This is a genomic window from Streptomyces sp. NPDC041940 (genome assembly GCF_055589465.1).
On record NZ_JBVJBP010000001.1, the window covers coordinates 286,669 to 306,449 of the forward strand.

The 19,781-nt window shown below is 71.8% G+C and carries 17 protein-coding genes; 6 read left to right on the forward strand and 11 right to left on the reverse strand.

The genetic code is table 11. The features are described from left to right. Positions 1-203: 203 nt before the first annotated feature. A complete protein-coding gene (locus ACZ6I3_RS01235; RefSeq protein ID WP_469410778.1) occupies positions 204-905 on the forward strand; it encodes an SCO2400 family protein in 702 nt (233 codons plus the stop codon). A gap of 432 nt (positions 906-1,337) precedes the next feature. Here ACZ6I3_RS01235 and ACZ6I3_RS01240 read toward each other — a convergent pair whose 3' ends face one another. Continuing rightward, positions 1,338-1,781, reverse strand: a complete 444-nt coding sequence (locus ACZ6I3_RS01240) for a MarR family winged helix-turn-helix transcriptional regulator (RefSeq protein WP_469410779.1) — start codon at positions 1,779-1,781, stop codon at positions 1,338-1,340. Between the two features lie 101 nt (positions 1,782-1,882). Between ACZ6I3_RS01240 and ACZ6I3_RS01245 the strand changes: the two genes are divergently transcribed. Further along, positions 1,883-2,905 carry an NADP-dependent oxidoreductase gene (locus ACZ6I3_RS01245; protein WP_469410780.1) on the forward strand — a complete coding sequence of 341 codons (1,023 nt, stop codon included), beginning with the start codon at positions 1,883-1,885 and terminating at the stop codon, positions 2,903-2,905. Between the two features lie 93 nt (positions 2,906-2,998). Further along, entirely contained in the window at positions 2,999-3,418 is a 420-nt protein-coding gene (locus ACZ6I3_RS01250) for an organic hydroperoxide resistance protein (protein ID WP_469410781.1), read from the forward strand. Positions 3,419-3,485: 67 nt separating this feature from the next. On the opposite strand, the gene ACZ6I3_RS01255 is transcribed toward ACZ6I3_RS01250, so the two are convergent. Both ACZ6I3_RS01255 and ACZ6I3_RS01260 read right to left on the reverse strand, forming a co-directional pair. Beyond that, positions 3,486-4,631 (reverse strand): serine hydrolase domain-containing protein, encoded by a 1,146-nt coding sequence (locus ACZ6I3_RS01255; RefSeq protein ID WP_469410782.1) that lies wholly within the window; start codon positions 4,629-4,631, stop codon positions 3,486-3,488. Further along, entirely contained in the window at positions 4,628-7,201 is a 2,574-nt protein-coding gene (locus ACZ6I3_RS01260; RefSeq protein WP_469410783.1) for a M14 family zinc carboxypeptidase, read from the reverse strand. The genes ACZ6I3_RS01255 and ACZ6I3_RS01260 overlap by 4 nt, the downstream gene beginning before the upstream one ends. Before the next feature lie 143 nt (positions 7,202-7,344). Between ACZ6I3_RS01260 and ACZ6I3_RS01265 the strand changes: the two genes are divergently transcribed. Next, positions 7,345-8,187, forward strand: coding sequence for an EI24 domain-containing protein (locus ACZ6I3_RS01265; RefSeq protein ID WP_469410784.1), 843 nt, complete (start codon positions 7,345-7,347; stop codon positions 8,185-8,187). Here ACZ6I3_RS01265 and ACZ6I3_RS01270 read toward each other — a convergent pair. Further along, positions 8,138-9,370, reverse strand: coding sequence for a pyroglutamyl-peptidase I (locus tag ACZ6I3_RS01270; protein WP_469410785.1), 1,233 nt, complete (start codon positions 9,368-9,370; stop codon positions 8,138-8,140). The two genes, ACZ6I3_RS01265 and ACZ6I3_RS01270, sit on opposite strands and share 50 nt — an antisense overlap. A 186-nt stretch (positions 9,371-9,556) precedes the next feature. Here ACZ6I3_RS01270 and ACZ6I3_RS01275 point away from each other — a divergent pair, with 186 nt between their 5' ends. Continuing rightward, positions 9,557-11,998, forward strand: coding sequence for a beta-glucosidase (locus ACZ6I3_RS01275; protein WP_469410786.1), 2,442 nt, complete (start codon positions 9,557-9,559; stop codon positions 11,996-11,998). 82 nt (positions 11,999-12,080) lie between these two features. Here the strand turns inward: ACZ6I3_RS01275 and ACZ6I3_RS01280 are convergent, their stop codons facing one another. Then, entirely contained in the window at positions 12,081-13,052 is a 972-nt protein-coding gene (locus ACZ6I3_RS01280; protein WP_469410787.1) for an aldose epimerase family protein, read from the reverse strand. Positions 13,053-13,062: 10 nt separating this feature from the next. Further along, complete coding sequence (locus ACZ6I3_RS01285) at positions 13,063-13,956, reverse strand: SGNH/GDSL hydrolase family protein (protein WP_469410788.1); 894 nt, start codon at positions 13,954-13,956, stop codon at positions 13,063-13,065. Positions 13,957-14,214: 258 nt separating this feature from the next. Here ACZ6I3_RS01285 and ACZ6I3_RS01290 point away from each other — a divergent pair, with 258 nt between their 5' ends. Further along, positions 14,215-14,709: a DUF3145 domain-containing protein gene (locus ACZ6I3_RS01290; protein ID WP_382830633.1), complete on the forward strand. Its 495-nt coding sequence runs from the start codon at positions 14,215-14,217 to the stop codon at positions 14,707-14,709. A 126-nt stretch (positions 14,710-14,835) separates the two neighbouring features. On the opposite strand, the gene fabF is transcribed toward ACZ6I3_RS01290, so the two are convergent. The 5 genes from fabF to fasR all read right to left on the reverse strand — a co-directional run bounded on the left by fabF (position 14,836) and on the right by fasR (position 19,773). Beyond that, complete coding sequence (gene fabF, locus ACZ6I3_RS01295) at positions 14,836-16,107, reverse strand: beta-ketoacyl-ACP synthase II (protein ID WP_469410789.1); 1,272 nt, start codon at positions 16,105-16,107, stop codon at positions 14,836-14,838. A gap of 85 nt (positions 16,108-16,192) precedes the next feature. Further along, positions 16,193-16,441 carry an acyl carrier protein gene (locus tag ACZ6I3_RS01300; protein WP_003989952.1) on the reverse strand — a complete coding sequence of 83 codons (249 nt, stop codon included), beginning with the start codon at positions 16,439-16,441 and terminating at the stop codon, positions 16,193-16,195. 80 nt (positions 16,442-16,521) lie between these two features. Then, on the reverse strand, positions 16,522-17,523 hold the full coding sequence (locus tag ACZ6I3_RS01305) for a ketoacyl-ACP synthase III (RefSeq protein ID WP_328338245.1): 1,002 nt from the start codon (positions 17,521-17,523) through the stop codon (positions 16,522-16,524). 25 nt (positions 17,524-17,548) lie between these two features. After that, a complete protein-coding gene (locus ACZ6I3_RS01310) occupies positions 17,549-18,478 on the reverse strand; it encodes an ACP S-malonyltransferase (RefSeq protein ID WP_469410790.1) in 930 nt (309 codons plus the stop codon). An 89-nt stretch (positions 18,479-18,567) separates the two neighbouring features. After that, positions 18,568-19,773 (reverse strand): fatty acid biosynthesis transcriptional regulator FasR, encoded by a 1,206-nt coding sequence (gene fasR, locus ACZ6I3_RS01315; RefSeq protein ID WP_468191190.1) that lies wholly within the window; start codon positions 19,771-19,773, stop codon positions 18,568-18,570. Between the last annotated feature and the right edge of the window lie 8 nt (positions 19,774-19,781).

The following is a 19,781-nucleotide window of genomic DNA, read 5'->3' on the forward strand; positions in this document are numbered from 1 at the left end:
ATTCAGTCAGTTCGACGTGTTCGAGATTTCGGCACACGTTCGAAATGCTGGCGTGACAGTAAGGACGGGGTGGTGGGAGTGTCAATGGGTCGCGCGCATAACGGTTTCGACAGTTTCGAAACCAGGGGAGAGGTGTGTCCGTGCAGAACCTTCACAGCTGGATCTAGGAACGTGACCGGCGCGGAACTTAATCTTCCCGCGTCATGGACTACTGCGACCCGTGCCGACGGCACCTCAACGGCGCGCTGACGTGCCCGGGGTGCGGCACCTCGGCGGATGCGCTGCGTCGGCGTGAGCCGGAATACGGCCCCGAGCCCGAAGAGCGTGAGCACGGGGAACGTGACGACTCCGACGGTGGTGAGCCGCTGGGGCGTGCTGCTCGGCGGCGTGGGCGTGAGCACGGGCCGGGCGCTGATGGTCCGGGTGGGTCGAGCAGGCGGGACCGGAAGGCCGCCGCGCATCGCCGACGGCGGCGCCGGGCGCTGTTCGTCGCGGCGGGGTTCGTGCTGGCGGCGGGCGGGCTGAGCCTCGCCGAGCTGGGCATGGACGCACCGAAGTCGACGTCGAAGCCGGCGGAGGCCGAGGGCGAGCCGACGGAGGCGGGCGAGACGGTCCGCCCCGCGGGCGACAAGGCCGGGGTCGAGGGGGCGTCGAGGTCCCCTTCCCCGGAGGCGTCCGACTCGCCGTCGGCTTCCGAATCCCCGAAGGACGAGAAGTCGAAGCGCCCCGAGCCGACTCGGTCTTCTCCTGCGCCGGAGACCTCTTCGAGCCGCCCGACCTCGGCGCCCACGGCCGCTCCTCCGGCCCCGGCCCCGACCCGCACCGCGGACCCCGCAACCCCGGCGCCGACGCCGGAACCATCCCCGACGAGGACGTGCGACCGCTTCCTGTGGTGGTGCACGTAGTCGCCTGCGCGGTGGTGGTGGGTCGGGGCCGCGTCGGGGGGTGTCCGTCCTCGGAACGTCGCGATGGGGTGTCACGCCGACTGGCTGTTCGTTGACGCGACAACCGCTGCGGGCGGACACCCCCCGACACGTCCCCTTGCGTAGTCCGGCGGGCGCGGGCGCGTCCGCCCTAGCTGCGGGCAGCGCACCGCCCCCCCGCTGCGGGCTGCGCACCGCCCCCCGCTGCGGGCAGCGAACCGCCCCCCGCTGCGGGCATGCGTGCCGCTGGGGGCGGCACGGGTGGGCGCAGCGGCACCCCGCTACGCCGGGCTGCGCAACGCCCCGGCCCCAGCCCCGGTGCCCACGCCCCGCACCTCGCCACGCCGAGCAGGGTGATCCCCTGGCCTCAGCCCCGACCCCGCGCACCCCGCAACGTCCGGCACCACCCCGACCTCACCCCAGCATCCCCTTGAGCGCATCACGCAGCGCCACCCTCTCCCCCTCCGACAACCCGGCCAGCGGCTCCCGTGCGAACCGCAGTGACTCCCGCAGGCTCCGGGCCACAGCCCGCCCCTCACTCGTCGCCGCCGCCACCTTCACCCTCCGGTCCGCTGGATCCGGCTGCCGTTCCACCAGCCCCCGCGCCTCCAGCCGGTCCACGATCCCCGTGACGTTGGACGGCTCGCACTTCAACCGCTGGGCGAGCCTCCGCATGGGCAGCGGCTCCAGGCACAGCAGGCTCAGCAGCCGAGCCTGCGCCCCGGTCAGGGCATGCTCCGCCGCCGCCTCCTCGTAGTCCTCGTGGAACCGGGCCACGACCTCCCCGATGAGTTCGACGACCTCGAGGGTCAGTGCGTCGGGATGGGGGGAGTCCGGGGTCGGTGTGGTGGAAACCATGACTTCGAGGGTACCCGGTTATTTGACAACATGAAATTTTCAGGAGCATGGTTGTTTCAGTTACTGAAACATCCGCTCGAGTCAGTGAGGACAGGCGCATCATGACCGACACCCCCACCCTCCCCGCCGTCAGCCGCGAGTGGCACCTGGCGAGCCGTCCCGTCGGCTGGCCGAAGCCCGAGGACTTCGCCTTCGTCGAGGCGGAGGTTCCGCAGCCGGGCGAGGGACAGGTCCTCGTGCGGAACAAGTACCTCTCCGTGGACCCGTACATGCGTGGCCGCATGAGTGACGCGAAGTCCTACGTCGCCCCGTTCGAGCTGGGCAAGGTCATGCAGGGCGGTGCCGTCGGCGAGGTCGTGGCCTCCAACGTCGAGGGGCTGGCCGTCGGAGACCACGTACTGCACTTCCTCGGGTGGCGTGAGTACGCCGTCGTGGCCGCGAAGAACGCCGTCAAGGTGGACCCGGACGCCGCACCGCTGTCGACGTACCTCGGTGTGCTGGGCATGACCGGTCTCACCGCCTACGCGGGCCTGCTGCGCACCGCCTCCTTCAAGGAGGGCGACACCGTGTTCGTGTCCGGCGCCGCCGGTGCCGTGGGCGGCCAGGTCGGGCAGATCGCCAAGCTGAAGGGCGCCTCGCGGGTCATCGGGTCCGCCGGGTCCGACGAGAAGGTGAAGCTCCTCGTCGAGGAGTACGGCTTCGACGCCGCCTTCAACTACAAGAACGGGCCGGTCGGCGAGCAGCTGCGCGCCGCCGCCCCGGACGGGATCGACGTCTACTTCGACAACGTCGGCGGTGACCACCTGGAGGCGGCCATCGGCTCCCTCAACCAGGGCGGCCGGATCGCTGTCTGCGGCATGATCTCCGTCTACAACAACACCGAGCCCGCCCCGGGCCCGAGGAACCTCGCCCGGCTGATCGCGACCCGCGGCCGTATCGAGGGCTTCCTGGTCGGGGACCACTACGACCTGCAGCCGGAGTTCGTGCGCGAGGTCGCCCCCTGGGTCGCCTCCGGCGAGCTGAAGTACCGCGAGACCGTCGTCGAGGGCATCGAGAACAACCTCGAGGCGTTCATGGGCGTGCTGCGCGGTGACAACACCGGGAAGATGATCGTCAAGCTCTGACGCCTTCTGCTGGTTTTCGGTATGCGGTAAGTTTTTTCCGAATCCGCTCGGCCCGGGCGCGAGCCGCGGCGGACGACCGAAGGAACCAACCGCATGCCGATCCAGCAGTCCGACGTCCTGTACACCGCCGTCGCCACCGCCGAGAACGGGCGCGACGGGCGCGTGGCCACCGATGACGGCCGGCTCGACGTCGTCGTCAATCCGCCGCGGGCCATGGGAGGCAGCGGCGCCGGCACCAACCCCGAGCAGCTCTTCGCCGCCGGGTACAGCGCCTGCTTCCAGGGAGCCCTCGGCGTCGTCGCCAGGGAGACGGGCGCCGACCTCACCGGGTCGACCGTCACCGCCAGGGTCGGCCTCGGGAAGAACGGGGACGGGTTCGGGATCATCGTCGAGATCTCGGCCGACCTGCCCAAGGTGGAGCGGGGTGCCGCCCGGGCGCTCGTCGAGAAGGCGCACGAGGTGTGCCCGTACTCGAAGGCGACCCGCGGGAACATCACCGTGACGCTGGTCTGACCCAGTCGTTGGCTACGCGGAGGCCGCACCCTTGGACGTGGGGTGCGGCCTCCGCTCGTACCCGGGGTCAGGTGGCGAGCGCCGCCCGGTGGATCGCCTGCGCCAGGCGGTCGTTCTCGGGGGCGGCCCCGCCGGGGAAGGCGAACCGGCGGCGGGTGTAGCCGTAGGCCAGGCCGCTCCACGGGTCCGCGAAGGACTGCGAGCCGCTCGCCCCGCTGTGCCCGATCGTCCCGGCGCCGAGGAACGGGTGCCACGTGTCAGCCGTCGTCTGGAAGCCGAGGCCGAACGACTTGTGGGCCCGTGCCACCAGGTCGTGGCCGACCGAGTGGAACTGGCCGAACTCCGCCACCGTGTCCGGCTTCAGCAGCGCCGCCTGCTCGCCCAGCCCACTGATCGCCGCCGCGTACATCCCGGCCAGGCCCCGCGCGGACGCCACTCCGCCCACCGACGCCGGGCCCTTGGCGCGGACCAGCGGCATGTTGGGGAGGGAGGCCAGGTCGGTGGGTTCGCTCGCGTTGCGGTTGAAGGCGATCGAGGCGAGCGTGTGCGGGCCCGTGGGCGTGGCGTCGAGGAGGGCCTGCTGTTCCGGGGTCGGGATCATCGGCTGGGTGGTGCGGAAGCGCGGTTCCTGGGGCGCTGGCAGGCCGAGGTGGAAGTCCAGGCCGTACGGGGTCCGGACGCGCTCCTGGTAGATCTCCTGGAGCGTGCGGCCCGTGGCACGGCGTACGACCTCGCCGGCCAGGGCGCCGGCGACCAGCGCGTGATAGCCGAACGCCGTGCCGGGGCGCCAGAACGGCCGCTGGTCGGCGAGGCGTTCGGCGAGCTGGCGGTCGTCGGCCAGCTCCGCCGGGCTGAAGCCGGTGTCCGTGCCGACCACGCCCGCCCGGTGCGCGAGCAGATCGCGCAGGGTCAGCTCGCCCTTGCCCTCGGCCCCGAACTCCGGCCAGTAGTACGTCACTTTGCGGTCCAGTTCGAGCGTGCCGTCCTGGACGAGGAGAGCCACGACCAGGTAGGCGGCGCCCTTCGTGGAGGAGAACACGCCGTAGAGGGCGTCCGCCTCGGTCCCCGCCCACAGGTCCACGACCTTCCGGCCCCGCACGTAGGCGCACAGCTGGCCCTCGTAGTCGGGCCGTTCCCCGGCCACGAACGCGGCGAACTCCTCGCGCACCCCCTCGAAGCCGTCGGCTACGGTGCCGTGGATCTCTTGCGTCATCCGTTCTCCTCATCTGAACCGCTGTGTGCCACTGTGAACAATGCCCTCGCCACCTGCGGGAATTCCCCCTTCGGGTGGTCCCGGAAGAGGGGTTCGGTGCCGAACAGGACCGTCCGGCCGCCGCTGACCACCGAGGTCTTTCCCGCTGCCGCCGCGGGGCCGCCGGTGCCGTCCGGGAGCGGGCGCCAGTGTCCGGAGACGAGCGGGTTCCCGATCGCGTACGACTGCTCCTCGCGCACACCGGGTCCGAGGTCGGTGAACCACAGCGGGGCGTAGACGAAGGCGTGCGCGGGGGCGTCGTGCGTGAGGCGGCCCGAGTTCACCGTGCGTACGACGCCGTTGGCGTCTGGGTTGCCCTCGACCGGCTTGACGGCCAGCAGGTCCGCCGCCGCGTTCAGGGCCGCTCCCGTCGCGCCCCGGCCGACCAGGCCGTGACCGTCGAGGAAGGCGTCCAGGGCCGTGCGGGCGGGGGCGGCGAGGGAGTCGTGGTCCAGGCCGGCCGACACGAACAGCACGTCTGTGCCTGCCCAGTTGAAGCCCTTGTTCAGGACCTCCGTCGAGACCGGTGTGACGTCGAAGCCCATCTCCCGCAGGGCGAACAGCTCACCCGGGGTGACGGCGGCGGCGACGCGCAGGCGGTGCAGGGGCGTGTCGCCCTTGAGCCGCGTGGCCGTGAAGGAGACGTCGTGCGTACGGGCGGCGGTGAGCGCCGCGCGGCGTGCCGACGCCGGGACGATCGCGCTGCCGTCGGGTGCCTGCCGGACCGGAACCCCCTGCCGGAGGAGGGAGTTGAGGGCCGCGACCTCGCGCGGGTCGGTCAGGCGCAGGCGCAGGGTGCCGTGCGCGGGCACTTGGGCGACGGGTGCGGCCTCGGTGACCGGGCGCAGGGGCGCGCCCCGCAGGCTGCCCGAGGTCACCCGCTCGACCGTGGCGCCCCACAGCCGGCCCAGGCTCCAGCCGGAGATGTCGTACATCACCGACACCTTGTCGCTGATGTCCCGGCCGTCGGCCAGCAGGACGTTCGCCATGCCGCGCTTGGGCTGGTGCAGGTCGACGACGTACGAGCCCTCGGGGTGGGTCCGTCCGGCGAGGCGGAAGGGGCGGGTGGCTCGGGTGACGCGGACGTCGTTGGCGAGGAGGTGGTCGACGAGGCGGGCGGCGGCCGGGGCCGAGCGCCGGCTGCGGGAGCCGCCGGGCGGGATGACGTAGGCGCGCGGGAAGTCGGTCGTGTAGACGTCCTCCGGGCCGATGCCGGGGACGCCGGGGACCGTCCGCGGTGACACCGGCACCTGCGGGGCGCCGGCCGCGCCGCGGCGGAAGGTCTCGATCTGGTCGGCGACGAGGGTGGCGCGGTGCTCGCGGACGTGGTTCAGGGTCGCGCGGACGGCGGCGCCCGCCACGGCCGTGTTGACCGCCGAGCGGCGGCGCAGCTCCGGGACGGGGAGGGTGTCGTACTCCTCGTTGTTCACCGCCAGCGGGATCTCCACCGTGTGGGCGGCCACCGTGCCGTGGAAGGCCGCGTACTGCGGGGTGAAGATCGGCGGCCAGTCGTCCCAGCCCTCCTCCTGGTCGCGGAACGGGATCTGCGCCGGTTCCACGCCGTCCTTCGCGGGCGTGTAGCCGAGGGCGTTGACGGCGGACTCCATGCCGAGGGCGTTGGCGTAGGAGTTCTTCAGGAAGAGGTCGTACTCGTAGTTCTCGCCGTGCGGGGGAGTGGTGGGCTCGATGAGCGTGCCGTTGACGTAGCCGTGCAGGTCGAGCAGGACGGCCGGCTGCTTGTCGAGCTGGATCTGCCGCATCGCGCGGGTCTCGGGCTGGGAGGCCGTGACGAAGTCGCGGTTCAGGTCGAAGCCGTTCGCGTTGGCGCGGGTGCCGGCGATACGGCCGTCCGGGTTGGCCGTGACGTTGAAGTACAGGCGGCTGTGCGCCAGGAGGTCGCGGGTCTTCGCGTCCTTGGCCGTCGCGAGCCGCTCGATGACCTTCAGGGAGGCGTCCGTGCCCTCCCACTCGTTGCCGTGGATGTTGCTGTTGACGAAGACCGGGGCCTTGTACGTCCGCTTGATCTCGGGGGACTTCGCGGCGGACGCGGGCGCGTTCTCGATCAGTGCGCGCATCCGCTCCTGGGCGCGGGCCTGGCGGGTGGTCTCCGGGGCGGTGACGGTGACCAGGTAGAGACGGTGGCCGCCGGCCGAGCGGCCGGTCACCTCCACACTGACGCGGTCGCCGAGGCGCTGCAGGGCGTTCAGCTTCGGGGCGATCGCGTGGTACGGGGTGAGGCCCAGCTTCAGGGACTTGTCGCCGGGGTTGCGCGGGCCGGGGGAGAGGACCTGGCGGCGGGGGTAGCCGCGGGTGGCGGTCGTGGGGGAGGGGGAGGTCTCGGCGGTCAGGGCGCGCTCTGCCGCGCCGGCGGGTGTCCGGGCCGCGCGGTCGTCGACGGCCGGGGCCTCCCGGGTGACGGGCTTCGGGTCCGCGCCGGCGGTGTGGGGGGTGAGCAGGGGTAAGCCTGCCGTCGCGAGGCCGAGGGTGACGATCAGTACAGGTCTCGCAGGAACGGTTCTCGTGGTGCGCACGTGTACCTCCTCCGGGGCTTACTGAGATCGGTACGGCGAGGTGTACCGGTTCGACTCAACGGCAACAAGTGCGCGTCGGTGTCACCGGTGACCCGGATGGCCCCCGCGGGGTGCCTCCGGGCCTGCACCGATAGGGTTTTCCCATGCGCGATCTCGGGGTGGGCTTCCAGTACCTGCTGAAGGGCCAGCGGTGGGTGGCCCGGCACGGCAAGCAGTACGGCTTCGGGCTGGTCCCGGGCCTGATCACCCTCGTCCTGTACGCGGCGGCACTGGTCGCGCTGGCGACGTGGGGCCAGGACGCCGTCACCTGGGCGACGCCGTTCGCCGACGACTGGTCGAGCCCGTGGCTCGGCCTCTTCCGCGGTTTCCTGACCGTCGTGCTGTTCGCCCTCGCCCTGCTCCTCGCCGTCATCACCTTCACCGCGGTGACGCTGCTGATCGGGCAGCCCTTCTACGAGAACCTCTCCGAGAAGGTCGACCGCGACGTGTCCCCGGACGGCCACGCCCCCGAGTCGGGCCTGCCGCTCTGGCGCGAACTGTGGATCTCCGGCCGGGACAGCCTGCGGATCGTGGTGCGGGCCGCCCTGTGGGGCGTGCTGCTGTTCGCGTGCGGCTTCATCCCGGTCGTCGGCCAGACGGCCGTCCCGGTGCTCGGGTTCTTCGTCACCGGGTTCTTCCTGACCGAGGAGCTGACCGCCGTCGCCCTCCAGCGCCGGGGAGTCGACCTGCGCACCCGCCTGGGCCTGCTCCGCGCCCGCAAGACCCTGGTGTGGGGCTTCGGCACGCCGCTGGCCGTGGCCTTCCTGGTGCCGGTCGTCGCGGTGTTCCTGATGCCGGGCGCGGTCGCGGGCGCCACCCTCATGGCACGTGAACTGCTCGGCGAGGAGATCGACGAGGGCCGCGCGGGTGGCTCCGCCGTGGAGGGCGACGGGGGCGTCAGCTCTCTTCCGCAGCCGCCTTCAGGATCGCCCGCACCTGGGCGATGATGTCCAGCCGGTTCCGCACGAACTCCGGGTCGGTGACCTCGGTGGTGTTCCCGGTGCCGAACTGGAGCACGGGCGTGTGCACATGCCCGCCCGGCAGCCTTTCGTGCAGCCCGAGCCGGTCGCGCAGCAGCGTCGCCCGGTAGGCGATCTCGTTGGAGAGGTAGTCCCCGCCGCCGCCCTGGCGTGCGGTCGAGCCGGGGGTCGGCCCGTCGGGGCGTACGACGGGCTGGGTGCCGCCCGCCGGGATCTCGGTGACGCTCGTGTTGTCGTACACGGGGAACCGGCCGGTGTCCGCGGCGACGATCGCCCGGTACGGCAGCGTGGTCGTCGTCCACTGCGGCTGCGATGCCGGGTCGGTCACGGGGACGGTCTCGGTGCGGCCGATGTTGTCGTTGTCCCCGAAGCCGCCCCGCCAGGCCCCGTTGGTCCGCTCGATGTCGAACTTCCCGACCCGGCCCTGGCTCACGGTCGTGAACAGGTCGACCTTCGGCAGATACGGCCGCAGCGTGCGCTCCACGGTGCCGTCGGTGAAGTCCTGCCAGCGCACCGGGAACACGGCCGTCTCGATCCGGGCCGGACCGTCCGCCGTCTCGATCACCGTGCCGTCGAGGGCGAGCGCGGTGGCGCCGGACGGGTTGGAGATACGGATGTCCCGGTCCAGGGTGAACGGGTCGAAGCCGGTGAGCAGGATCCGCTTCAGGCCCTTGCCGTGGGGATAGCCGATGGCCGTCTGGCCGCGTGAGGTGCGCTCCAGTTCGCCGAGCAGCGCGGCCCGTTGTCCGTCCGTCAGCCCGAACTCCGGCTCCCAGGTACGCACTTCACGCGTCAGGCCGAGCCGGGCCCAGTACAGCGGCCGGTCGTCGTCCCGGCTGAGGTCCCCGACCGCCGGTCCACGTCCCTGCGCCCGGTCCACCGCACGCCGCCACAACCGCGCGCCCTCCCGCGCGACGGCCCGGCGGGCCTCCCCGTAGGAACGGGCCCCCTCCAGCTCCCTGGCCAGCCGCGGGGCCACGGTGTCGAACCCGGAGCGGCGCAGGATCTCCTGCGGGACCGCCTTGCCGAGCCGCTGCTCCTCGACGGTGGGAGCGGGGGCCGTCCCGGCGGCGCTCGCGGTCGTGGGGGTGGTGAGGCCGGTCAGCAGGGCGAGGCCGAGGACGCCGAGGCGAACGCGTATGGAGTTCAAGGAGGTTCAGGCCTTCCGTCACGGTGGGGGTGCTGCGGTGGCGTGGTGCCGGACGGCCGCAGTATCGCGTGACAGGAGTGATCTACGCCATGGGCAGGGCCTGGGCGCGAGGAGTGCCGTCCCGAATCCTTCGCACGCCGCCGAGGCAGGATGAGGAGGGACATCGACTTCAACCAGGAGGCCGGCGTGACGGATACAGCAGAGGTACGGCGTAAGGCTGCGGTCGAGGCCGCTCTCGGCAAGCTCGACCTGGACGCCAAGGCACGGCTGCTGGCCGGGCAGGACACATGGAGCCTGCCCGCGCTGCCACAGATCGGCCTGGCCTCGCTGGTCATGTCCGACGGCCCGATCGGCGTCCGAGGGGTGCAGTGGAGCGCCGACGACCCCTCCGTCGCGCTGCCCTCACCGACCGCCCTCGCCGCCACCTGGGACCCCGGACTCGCCCGCCGGGCAGGCGTGCTGCTGGCCCAGGAGGCCCGGCGCAAGGGCGTCCACGTCCTGCTCGCCCCCACGGTCAACCTGCACCGCTCCCCGCTCGGCGGCCGCCACTTCGAGGCCTACAGCGAGGACCCGTACCTCACGGGCCGGATCGGCACCGAGTACGTCCGGGGCGTCCAGTCCGGCGGCGTCGGCACCACCGTCAAGCACTTCGTCGCCAACGACGCCGAGACCGACCGCCTCACGGTGAACAACCTGGTGAGCGAACGCGCCCTGCGCGAGCTGTACCTGGCCCCCTTCGAGGCGATCGTCGAGAACGCCCACCCCTGGGGCATCATGACCGCCTACAACTCCGTCAATGGCCCGACCATGACCGAGCACCACCACCTCGTCAACGAGGTCCTGCGCGGCGAGTGGGGCTTCGACGGGATCAACGTCTCCGACTGGACCGCCGCCCGCTCCACCACCGGCGCCCTCGCCGGTGGCCTGGACATCGCGATGCCCGGCCCGCGGACCGTCTACGGCGAGGCCCTCGCGCAGGCCGTCCGGGACGGCGAGGCGGACGAGGCCCAGGTCGACGAGGCCGTCCGCCGCGTGCTGCGCCTCGCCGCCCGGGTCGGCATCCTGGACGGCGCCGAACCGGTCGTCACCGAACCGCCCGCGCCCGTCGACGGCGAGGCGCTCGCCCGCGAGATCGCCCGCCGCTCCTTCGTCCTCGTCCGCAACGAGTCGGGCGCGCTGCCGCTGAAGCCCGGCAGCGTCGCGCTGATCGGCGCCGCCGCCCGCGACGCCCGCGTCCTCGGCGGCGGCTCCGCCACGGTCTTCCCCGCCCGGACCGTCTCCCCGCTCGACGGCCTCACCGCCGCCCTCCCCGACGGCAGCCTCAGCTACGCCCTCGGCGCCGACCCGAACACCGAACTCCCCGTCGCCGACGCGGGCTTCGAGCTGCGCGCGGTCTGCCGCGACAGTGAAGGCACCGTCCTCGGCACCCGCTCGGCCCCCAGCGGCCACATCCAGTGGATGGGCGGCGACCTGCCCGACGGCGTCACCCACGACACCCTGCACAGCGTCGAACTGACCGGCACCCTCACCCCGCGTGAGACCGGCACGCACACCTTCGGCTTCAAGGGGCTCGGGCTCTTCAGGCTGACCGTCGCGGGCACCACGTACTTCGACGGCGTCCAGCGCCCCGCCGAGGACGGCGACCCCTTCGCCGCGTTCTTCGGTGCCCCGGTGCCCCACGCCCGCGTCGAACTCACCGCGGGCGAACCGGTCGAGGTCTCCCTCACCTACACCGTCCCGCCGCCCGACGGCCACCCCATGCGGGTCATCGGCTTCACCCTCGCCCACCAGGACCCGCAGCGCGACCCCGACGAGCTGATCGCCGAGGCCGCCGCTGCCGCCCGTGCCGCCGACACGGCCGTGGTCGTGGTCGCCACCACCGACCGCGTCGAGTCCGAGGGCTTCGACCGCAGGGACCTGCGCCTGCCCGGCCGCCAGGACGACCTGGTCCGCGCCGTCGCCGCCGCCAACCCCCGCACGGTCGTGGTGGTCAACTCCGGCTCCCCGGTGGAACTGCCGTGGCGCGACGACGTCGCCGCCGTGCTCCTGAGCTGGTTCCCCGGCCAGGAGGGCGGCGCGGCCCTCGCGGACGTGCTCACCGGCGACCGGGAGCCCGGCGGCCGCCTGCCCACCACCTGGGGCTCCCTGACCGACGCCCCGGTCACCCAGGTCGTCCCGGCGGACGGCGAACTCCCCTACGAGGAGGGCGTCTTCATCGGCTACCGCGCCTGGGAGCAGCAGGGCCGCACCCCGGCCTACCCCTTCGGCCACGGCCTCGGCTACACCGACTGGACCTACGAGTCGGTCGAGGTCGCCGGGAGCGCCGCAGGGGCCACCGCGAAGGTCCGTCTCCGCAACACCGGCGACCGCCCCGGCCGCGAGGTCGTCCAGCTCTACCTCGCCCCCAGCGAGCCCGACCCCACCCGCCCGGCGCGCTGGCTGGCCGGCTTCGCGAGCGTGGAGGCCGCACCCGGCGAGAGTGCCGAGGCGACCGTCGTACTGCCGCGCCGCGCCTTCGAGCGCTGGGACGAGGCGAACGCCTCGTGGTCGTTTGTGAAGGGTTCGTACGAGATCCAGGTGGCGCGCTCGATCACCGACCGCAGGATCACGGCGACGATTAACGTCTGACCGGGACGCGTTCCCCACTGAGCAGCCCCGGTCCGGGACCTGACCCCTGGACCGGGGCTCGTGGGTTCCCGGGGCCCGTGACTCAGCGGGTGCCGAACCCGTAGACCGTCTCCGAGCGGAACACCTCGCCAGGGCGCAGCACCGTGGTCGGGAAGTCCGGCCGGTTCGGGGAGTCGGGGAAGTGCTGGGTCTCCAGCGCGATGCCGTCGCCGGGCGCGAAGGGCTTGCCCAGGTGGTCGGCGGTGTAGAGCTGGAGTCCGGGCTCGGTCGTCGCCACCGTCAGCACCCGCCCGGACGCCGGGTCGTGCAGCTCGGCGACCTCCACCGGGACATCCGCCACGCCCTTGTCCAGCACGAAGTTGTGGTCGTAGCCGGAGCCGACCTTGCGGGCCTCGCGGAAGTCGAAGCGCGTGCCGGTCACGTCCTCCGGGCCGCCGGTCGGGATCAGGTCCGCGTCGACCGGCGTGTACCGGGAGGCGGCCAGCCGCAGTTCATGGCCGCCCGCGTCGCCGGAACCGCCCAGGTTGAAGTAGCTGTGGTTCGTCAGGTTCACCACGGTCGGCGCGTCCGTCACCGCCTCGTAGGCGATCCGCAGCGCGCCGCTCTCCTGGAGCGTGTACGTCGCCGAGACCTCCAGCCGACCCGGGAACCCCTCCTCGCCGTGCGGACTGACCCGGGTGAGCCGCACCCCGTGCTCGACCGAGGCCGCGTCCCACACCCGCTTGTCGAAGCCGTGCACCCCGCCGTGCAGCGAGTTCGGCGCGTTGTTCGGTTCCAGGGCGTACGTCAGACCGTCCAGCGGGAAACGGCCGCCGGCGATCCGGTTGGCGTACCGCCCGATCAAAGCCCCCAGGTAGGGCCCGGGGTGGGCGAGATAGCCCTCGAGATCCGGGAACCCCAGCACCACATCCCCGGCCCGGCCCGCCCGGTCCGGCACCTCGACGGACTGCACGATCCCGCCGTACGACAGCACCCGCACGCGTACGCCCGCTCGCTCCAGGGTCCAGCGGTGCACCGGCGTGCCGTCGGAAAGTGTGCCGAAGAGTTCGTTCATGTGCGGAACTCTAAGTCAGGGGGTCCTTCGCGGTGATGGTGCGGTAGGCGATCTCCGCCAACCGGGCCTGTCCGTTCACGCTGGGGTGGAAGTAGTCCCAGCGGCTCAACTGAGCCGTGCCGAAGCGGTAGTCGTACACCGCGCCCCCGTCGTACCGGCACCGCTTGTCCTTGGCGCAGACCTCCTTGAGGACCTTGTTGTAGTCCTCCACCCGCTTGTGCACCGTGTCCCGCCGCAGGGTCGCCGCCGAATCCAGGGCGTCCGCGTCGCCCAGCATCGACGGGCAGATGCCCAGCTGCCACACCTGCTTGCCCAACGGGCTGTCACGGCCCTGCGACCACAGCCGCTTCAGGTTCGGCACGCTCGCCACGAACACCTGTGCCTTGGGCAGGGCCTCGCGCAGGGTGCGCAGCGCGTCCTCGAAGTCGCCGCGGAAACCGGAGACCGGGGTCATCGACGCCGTAGAGGCCCGGCAGGCGTCGTTCGCCCCGGCCATCACCGTCACCAGCTGCGGTTTCCGCCGCACCGCCTGGGTCATCTGCCCGGGCAGATCGGCCATCCGGGCCCCGGTCACGGCGTAGTTCCAGCTCCGCCCGGCGGCCTCGGTCCGCCCCAGCAGCCGGACGGCCAGCGAGTCGACCTCGGGGCTGGCGCCGGTCGCCCAGGACGCCTCCGGACAGTCCTGCAGCACGTCACACGCGTCGAAACCACGGGTGATGGAGTCGCCGACGGCAGCGACAGAGCTGGGGCTGCGGTCCCACAGGGGTGTGGGCCTGGGCGACGGCTTCGCGCTGGCGGGCGGGGCGGGGGAATTACCCCCCACGGCGTCACACCCCGTGACACCCACGGCAGTCGCCACGGCCACGGCGACCACGATCCGTGAGCGGTGGCTTCGCTTCCGCATGCCTGTTCCATCCCCTCGCCGCGCCAAGCCTGTCTCCCCACCCATTAACAACGCACGAGGGTTCCCGACCGATCAGGTGCAACGGCTCACACCCGTACAAGCGTCCCCCTGGGTGAATGACGAGCGATTCCCGGCACCGGGACCGACCGTACGTCACACTCCTCGCCCCACCGCACGGTAGCCTCGCCATCAACGTGACCCTCCCGGTCACAGCCGTTCCGCCCGTTCAAAGATGGTCCGCTCTGCCCGGAGGTTCCGGTGACGACACGTGGAGTTCTGTACATGCACTCCGCGCCGCGCGCGCTGTGCCCGCACGTCGAGTGGGCCATCGCCGGGGTGCTCGGCACACGCGTCAGCCTGGACTGGATCCGCCAGCCGGCCGCACCGGGCACCTGGCGCTCGGAGTTCTCCTGGCAGGGGCAGCCCGGCACGGCGTCGAAACTGGCGTCGGCCCTGCGGGGCTGGCAGCTGCTGCGCTTCGAGGTGACGGCCGAGCCCTGCCCCACCGCCGAGGGCGAGCGCTACAGCTGCACCCCCGACCTGGGCATCTTCCACGCCGTCACCGGCATCCACGGCGACATCCTCATCCCCGAGGACCGCCTCAGAGCAGCCCTCCAGCGCGCGCAGCGCGGCGAGACCGACCTGGAAGCCGAACTCAACAAACTCCTCGGCAAGCCCTGGGACGACGAACTCGAGCCGTTCAGGTACGCCGGCGAGGGCGCCCCGGTCCGCTGGCTCCACCAGGTGGTGTGAGTAGTTAGGGGCGCGGGGAACTGCGCGAACAACCCCCACCGGCCGTCACTCGGCCCACGACAGGTCACAAAATGGCGATTGGCCCGAACCCCCTCAGGGAGTCCGGGCCAATCGCCGTAAAGACGATCAAACCGTCCGGAACGCCAGCACCACGTTGTGCCCACCAAACCCGAACGAGTCGTTCAACGCGGCGATCCGCCCATCGACCGGCAGCTTCCGAGCCTCACCACGAACGACATCGGCATTCGCCTCGGCCTCGGGGTCAAGGTTCTCCACATTGATCGTCGGCGGAGCCACCCGGTGGTACAGCGCGAGCACGGTCGCAACCGTCTCGACACCGCCCGCACCACCCAGCAGATGCCCGGTCATCGACTTCGTCGCGGACACCGCGAAGTGGTCGGCGTCGTCACCGAACACCTTCCGCAGCGCCTTCAACTCGGCGATGTCACCGGCCGGCGTCGACGTGGCGTGCGCGTTGACGTGCACGATCTCCGCCGGGTCCAGGTCGTTGCGCTCCAGCAGGTGCTGCAGGGCCTGCGAAATGCCCCGCCCCTCCGGCTCCGGCTGCACGATGTCGTGGCTGTCGGCCGAGATGCCCTGGCCGACCGCCTCGGCGTACACCCGCGCACCGCGCTTCGCGGCGTGCTCGGCGGACTCCAGGACGACGACACCGGCGCCCTCACCGAGGACGAAGCCGTCACGGGCCACGTCGTAGGGACGTGACGCGCCCTGCGGGTCGTCGTTGTTCTTGGACATCGCCATCATGTTGCCGAACGCGGCGATCGGCAGCGGGTGGATCGCCGCCTCCGTACCGCCCGCGACGACGACGTCGGCGCGGCCCGTGCGGATCATCTCGATGGCGTAGCCGATGGCCTCGGCGCCCGAGGCGCAGGCGGAGACCGGCGTGTGCACGCCCGCCCGGGCACCCACGGCCAACCCCACGTTGGCCGACGGGCTGTTGGGCATCAGCATGGGCACGGTGTGCGGGGAGACGCGGCGAACGCCCTTCTCCTTCAGCACGTCGTACTGGTCGAGCAGAGTCGTCACGCCGCCGATGCCCGAGGCGATGACCGCGCCGAGCCGGTCGGGTTCGACGTTCGGGTCCTCGTCGGCGCTCGCTTCGAAACCGGCGTCGGCCCAGGCCTCCTTGGCCGCGATCAGCGCGAACTGCGCCGAGCGGTCCAGACGGCGGGCCTGCGGCCGGGGGATGACCTCGGTCGGCTCCACGGCGACCGGGGCCGCGATACGGACCGCCTGCTCGGCGGCCCACTCCTGCTCCAGGGGCTTGACGCCGGAACGTCCGGCGATCAGGCCCTCCCAGGTAGAGGCTGCGTCGCCACCCAGCGGTGTGGTTGCGCCGATACCGGTGACGACCACGGTGCGATTGGTCGGGCTCACGGGAATTCTTTCTCCAACGGATACGAGGATTAAGCGGCGCCACCGCCGGGTGGCGGGGCAGTAGACCCAGGGCCGGGTCGGACGATCAGCCCTGGTGCTTGAGGATGTAGTCGGTCGCGTCGCCGACGGTCTTGAGGTTCTTGACGTCCTCGTCCGGGATCTTGACGTCGAAACGCTCTTCGGCGGCGACGACGACCTCGACCATGGACAGCGAGTCGACGTCCAGGTCGTCGGTGAAGGACTTGTCCAGCTGGACGTCCTCAACCGGGATGCCGGCGATCTCGTTCACGATCTCGGCGAGACCGGCGACGATCTCTTCCTGAGTGGCGGCCATGTTGGCGCTCCTTCGTAGATATCCAGAGGGTGTGGCAGGTGTTTCCTTCGTGCCGGACCGCATGATCCGGCACGGAGTGCCTAGGGGAGGGTAACGACAGTCGCGGCGTAGACGAGACCCGCCCCGAAGCCGATGACGAGCGCGGTGTCGCCGCTCTTCGCCTCGCCGGTCGCCAGGAGCCGCTCCATCGCGAGCGGGATCGAGGCGGCCGAGGTGTTGCCGGTGGTGCGTACGTCACGGGCGACCGTGACGGACTCCGGCAGCTTGAGTGTCTTCACCATCGAGTCGATGATCCGCTCGTTGGCCTGGTGCGGAATGAAGACGTCCAGGTCCTCCGCGGAGATGCCGGCGGCGTCCAGCGCCTCCTTGGCGACCTTCGCCATCTCGAACACGGCCCAGCGGAACACCGCCTGGCCCTCCTGCGTGATGGCGGGGAACTTGGCGACCTCGCCGGAACGGTAGTCCGTCCACGGCACGGTCTGCTTGATGGTCTCGGACTTGTCGCCCTCGGAGCCCCAGACCGTGGGGCCGATGGCGGGCTCCTGGGCCGGGCCCACGACGACCGCGCCGGCGCCGTCGCCGAACAGGAAGGCCGTCGCGCGGTCCTCCAGGTCGGTCAGGTCGCTCAGCCGCTCCACGCCGATCACCAGCACGTACTCGGCGGAGCCCTCGACGATCATGCCCTTGGCGAGCGTGAGGCCGTAGCCGAAGCCCGCGCAGCCGGCCGAGATGTCGAAGGCGGCGGCCTTGTTCGTGCCGAGCTTGTCGGCGATCTCGGTGGCGACGGCCGGGGTCTGCTTGAAGTGCGAGACGGTCGAGACGATCACGCCGCCGATCTGCTCGGCGGAGATCCCGGCGTCGGCGATCGCCTTGCCGGAGGCCTCGACCGACATGGCGGCGACGGTCTCCTCGTCGTTCGCCCAGTGCCGGGTCTCGATGCCGGAGCGCGAGCGGATCCACTCGTCGGACGAGTCGATCGTCTCGAGGATCACCTCGTTCGGCACGACCCGGGTCGGGCGGTACCCGCCGACGCCGAGGATGCGCGCGTACGGGGCGCCCTTGCTGGGCTTGATCTTCGCCATGCGGACGGCTCCTTGGGGGCGGCGGTCAGGCGTGCTCGGCGATGAGCTCGCGAGCCGCGTCGAGGTCGGCGGGGGACTTCAGGGCCAGCGTCTTCACACCGGGCAGAGCACGCTTGGCGAGACCGGTGAGGGTACCGCCCGGGCACACCTCGATCAGGGCCGTGACGCCGAGCTCCTTGAAGGTCTCCATGCACAGGTCCCAGCGGACCGGGTTGGCGACCTGACCGACCAGACGGTCCAGCACCTCGGTGCCGGCGGCGACGGACCGCCCGTCCTTGTTCGAGACGTAGGTGACCTCCGGGTCGCCGGGCGTCAGGGCCTCGGCGGCCTTCGCCAGCGTGTCGACCGCGGGGGCCATGTGGTGCGTGTGGAAGGCGCCGGCGACCTTCAGCGCGACGACCTTGCGCACGCCCTCGGGCTTGTCCGCCTCCAGCGCGGCGAGCTGCTCCTTCGTACCGGCCGCGACGATCTGGCCCGCGCCGTTGATGTTCGCCGGGGTCAGGCCCAGCTTCGCCAGGTGCGGAACCGTCACTTCCGGGTCACCGCCCAGCAGGGCCGCCATGCCGGTCTCCGTGACGGCGGCGGCCTCGGCCATGGCGAGCCCGCGGGTGCGGACGAGGCGGACGGCCTCCTCGTGCGGGAGCACACCGGCCAGCGAGGCGGCGGTGAACTCGCCGACGCTGTGCCCGGCGATGGCGCCGACCTTGCGCGGCAGCTCGGCCGGGTCGTCGAACAGCGTGTACGTGGACGCCAGTCCGGCCGCGACCAGCAGCGGCTGCGCCACCGCGGTGTCGCGGATCTCGTCCGCGTCTGCCTCGGTGCCGTAACGGATCAGGTCGAGGCCCGCGGCGTCGGACCATGCCTCGAGGGCACCGCGGACACCGGGGAAGTCGAGCCATGCGGACAGGAAGCCGGGCGTCTGGGCGCCCTGGCCGGGAGCGACGAGTACGAGCACTCTCACACTCTCTCTTGGGGACGGGCATGGCCGCCCGTGGGGACAGGGACGAAGAACACGAGGGGGTTTTGTCGGGCTCCGACAAAACCTTAGGGCTGGAGATCTCCATCGACCAGACGCCCCAGGATCAGAGCGATCCGCAGCGTGAAGGCAGAGCGTACATCGGAGGGTGACCAGCCGGTGACGTCAGTCACACGTCGAAGCCGGTAGCGGACGGTGTTGGGATGGACGAACAGCATGCGGGCCGCGCCCTCGAGACTGCTCGCCTGTTCGAGATAGACACTGAGGGTCTCCAGGAGCGCGGCCCCGGCCTCCTCCAGTGGTCTGTAGATCTCCTCCACCAGTTGCTCGCGGGCCGAGGGGTCGCCGGCGATCGCGCGCTCCGGGAGCAGGTCGTCCGCCAGGACCGGGCGCGGGGCGTCCTGCCAGGCGGAACCCGCCTTCAGTCCCGCCGCCGCGGCCTGCGCGGACCGGGTCGCGGCCAGCAGGTCCGGCACCACCGGGCCCGCCACGACCGGGCCGGCCGCGTAGGGGCCGATGAGTGACTTGGCGACGGCCAGCGGGTTGTCGCTGCCGCCCGCGATGACGACGAGGCGGTCCCCGAGCACACCGGTCAGCACCTGGAGCTTGGCGTGCCGGGCGGCGCGCCGGATGGCCTCGACGGTCAGTTCGGAGTCGCCGTCGGGAGCGGTGCCGAGTACCACGCACACGTGTTCGGGCGAGTTCCATCCGAGGGCGGCGGCGCGGGACACGGCGCCCTCGTCGGCCTCGCCGCTGAGTACGGCGTTCACGACCAGGGACTCAAGACGGGCGTCCCAGGCACCGCGTGCCTCGGCGGCCTGCGCGTACACCTGGGCGGTGGCGAAGGCGATCTCCCGGGCGTAGACGAGCAGCGCCTCGCGCAGCACGTTCTCGTCGCCGGGGGCCGCGACCTCGTCGATCGCGCTCTCCATGACCTCGATGGTGGTGCGCACCATCTCCACGGTCTGCCGCAGCGTGATCGCCCGGGTCAGCTCGCGCGGCGCGGTTCCGAACACGTCGGTGGAGATGGCCTGCGGGGCGTCCGGATGCCGGAACCACTCGGTGAAGGCGGCGATACCCGCCTGCGCGACCAGACCGATCCAGGAACGGTTCTCCGGTGGCATGGCCCGGTACCAGGGCAGCGTCTCGTCCATCCGCGCGATGGCCTGCGCGGCGAGCGATCCGGACGACTCCACCAGCCGCTTCAGCGTCGCGGCATGCGGGTGGGCGTCGTGTGCTGGGGCTGCGTTCTTGCTGGTTTCGGGTTCGGGCACGGGGACAA

What these genes read in the sequence shown, in the direction of transcription:
- ACZ6I3_RS01235 (WP_469410778.1), top strand. Translation starts at nt 204, where the DNA reads ATGGACTACTGCGACCCGTGCCGACGGCACCTCAACGGCGCGCTGACG.
- ACZ6I3_RS01240 (WP_469410779.1), bottom strand. Translation starts at nt 1,781, where the DNA reads ATGGTTTCCACCACACCGACCCCGGACTCCCCCCATCCCGACGCACTG.
- ACZ6I3_RS01245 (WP_469410780.1), top strand. Translation starts at nt 1,883, where the DNA reads ATGACCGACACCCCCACCCTCCCCGCCGTCAGCCGCGAGTGGCACCTG.
- ACZ6I3_RS01250 (WP_469410781.1), top strand. Translation starts at nt 2,999, where the DNA reads ATGCCGATCCAGCAGTCCGACGTCCTGTACACCGCCGTCGCCACCGCC.
- ACZ6I3_RS01255 (WP_469410782.1), bottom strand. Translation starts at nt 4,631, where the DNA reads ATGACGCAAGAGATCCACGGCACCGTAGCCGACGGCTTCGAGGGGGTG.
- ACZ6I3_RS01265 (WP_469410784.1), top strand. Translation starts at nt 7,345, where the DNA reads ATGCGCGATCTCGGGGTGGGCTTCCAGTACCTGCTGAAGGGCCAGCGG.
- ACZ6I3_RS01280 (WP_469410787.1), bottom strand. Translation starts at nt 13,052, where the DNA reads ATGAACGAACTCTTCGGCACACTTTCCGACGGCACGCCGGTGCACCGC.
- ACZ6I3_RS01285 (WP_469410788.1), bottom strand. Translation starts at nt 13,956, where the DNA reads ATGCGGAAGCGAAGCCACCGCTCACGGATCGTGGTCGCCGTGGCCGTG.
- ACZ6I3_RS01300 (WP_003989952.1), bottom strand. Translation starts at nt 16,441, where the DNA reads ATGGCCGCCACTCAGGAAGAGATCGTCGCCGGTCTCGCCGAGATCGTG.
- ACZ6I3_RS01305 (WP_328338245.1), bottom strand. Translation starts at nt 17,523, where the DNA reads ATGGCGAAGATCAAGCCCAGCAAGGGCGCCCCGTACGCGCGCATCCTC.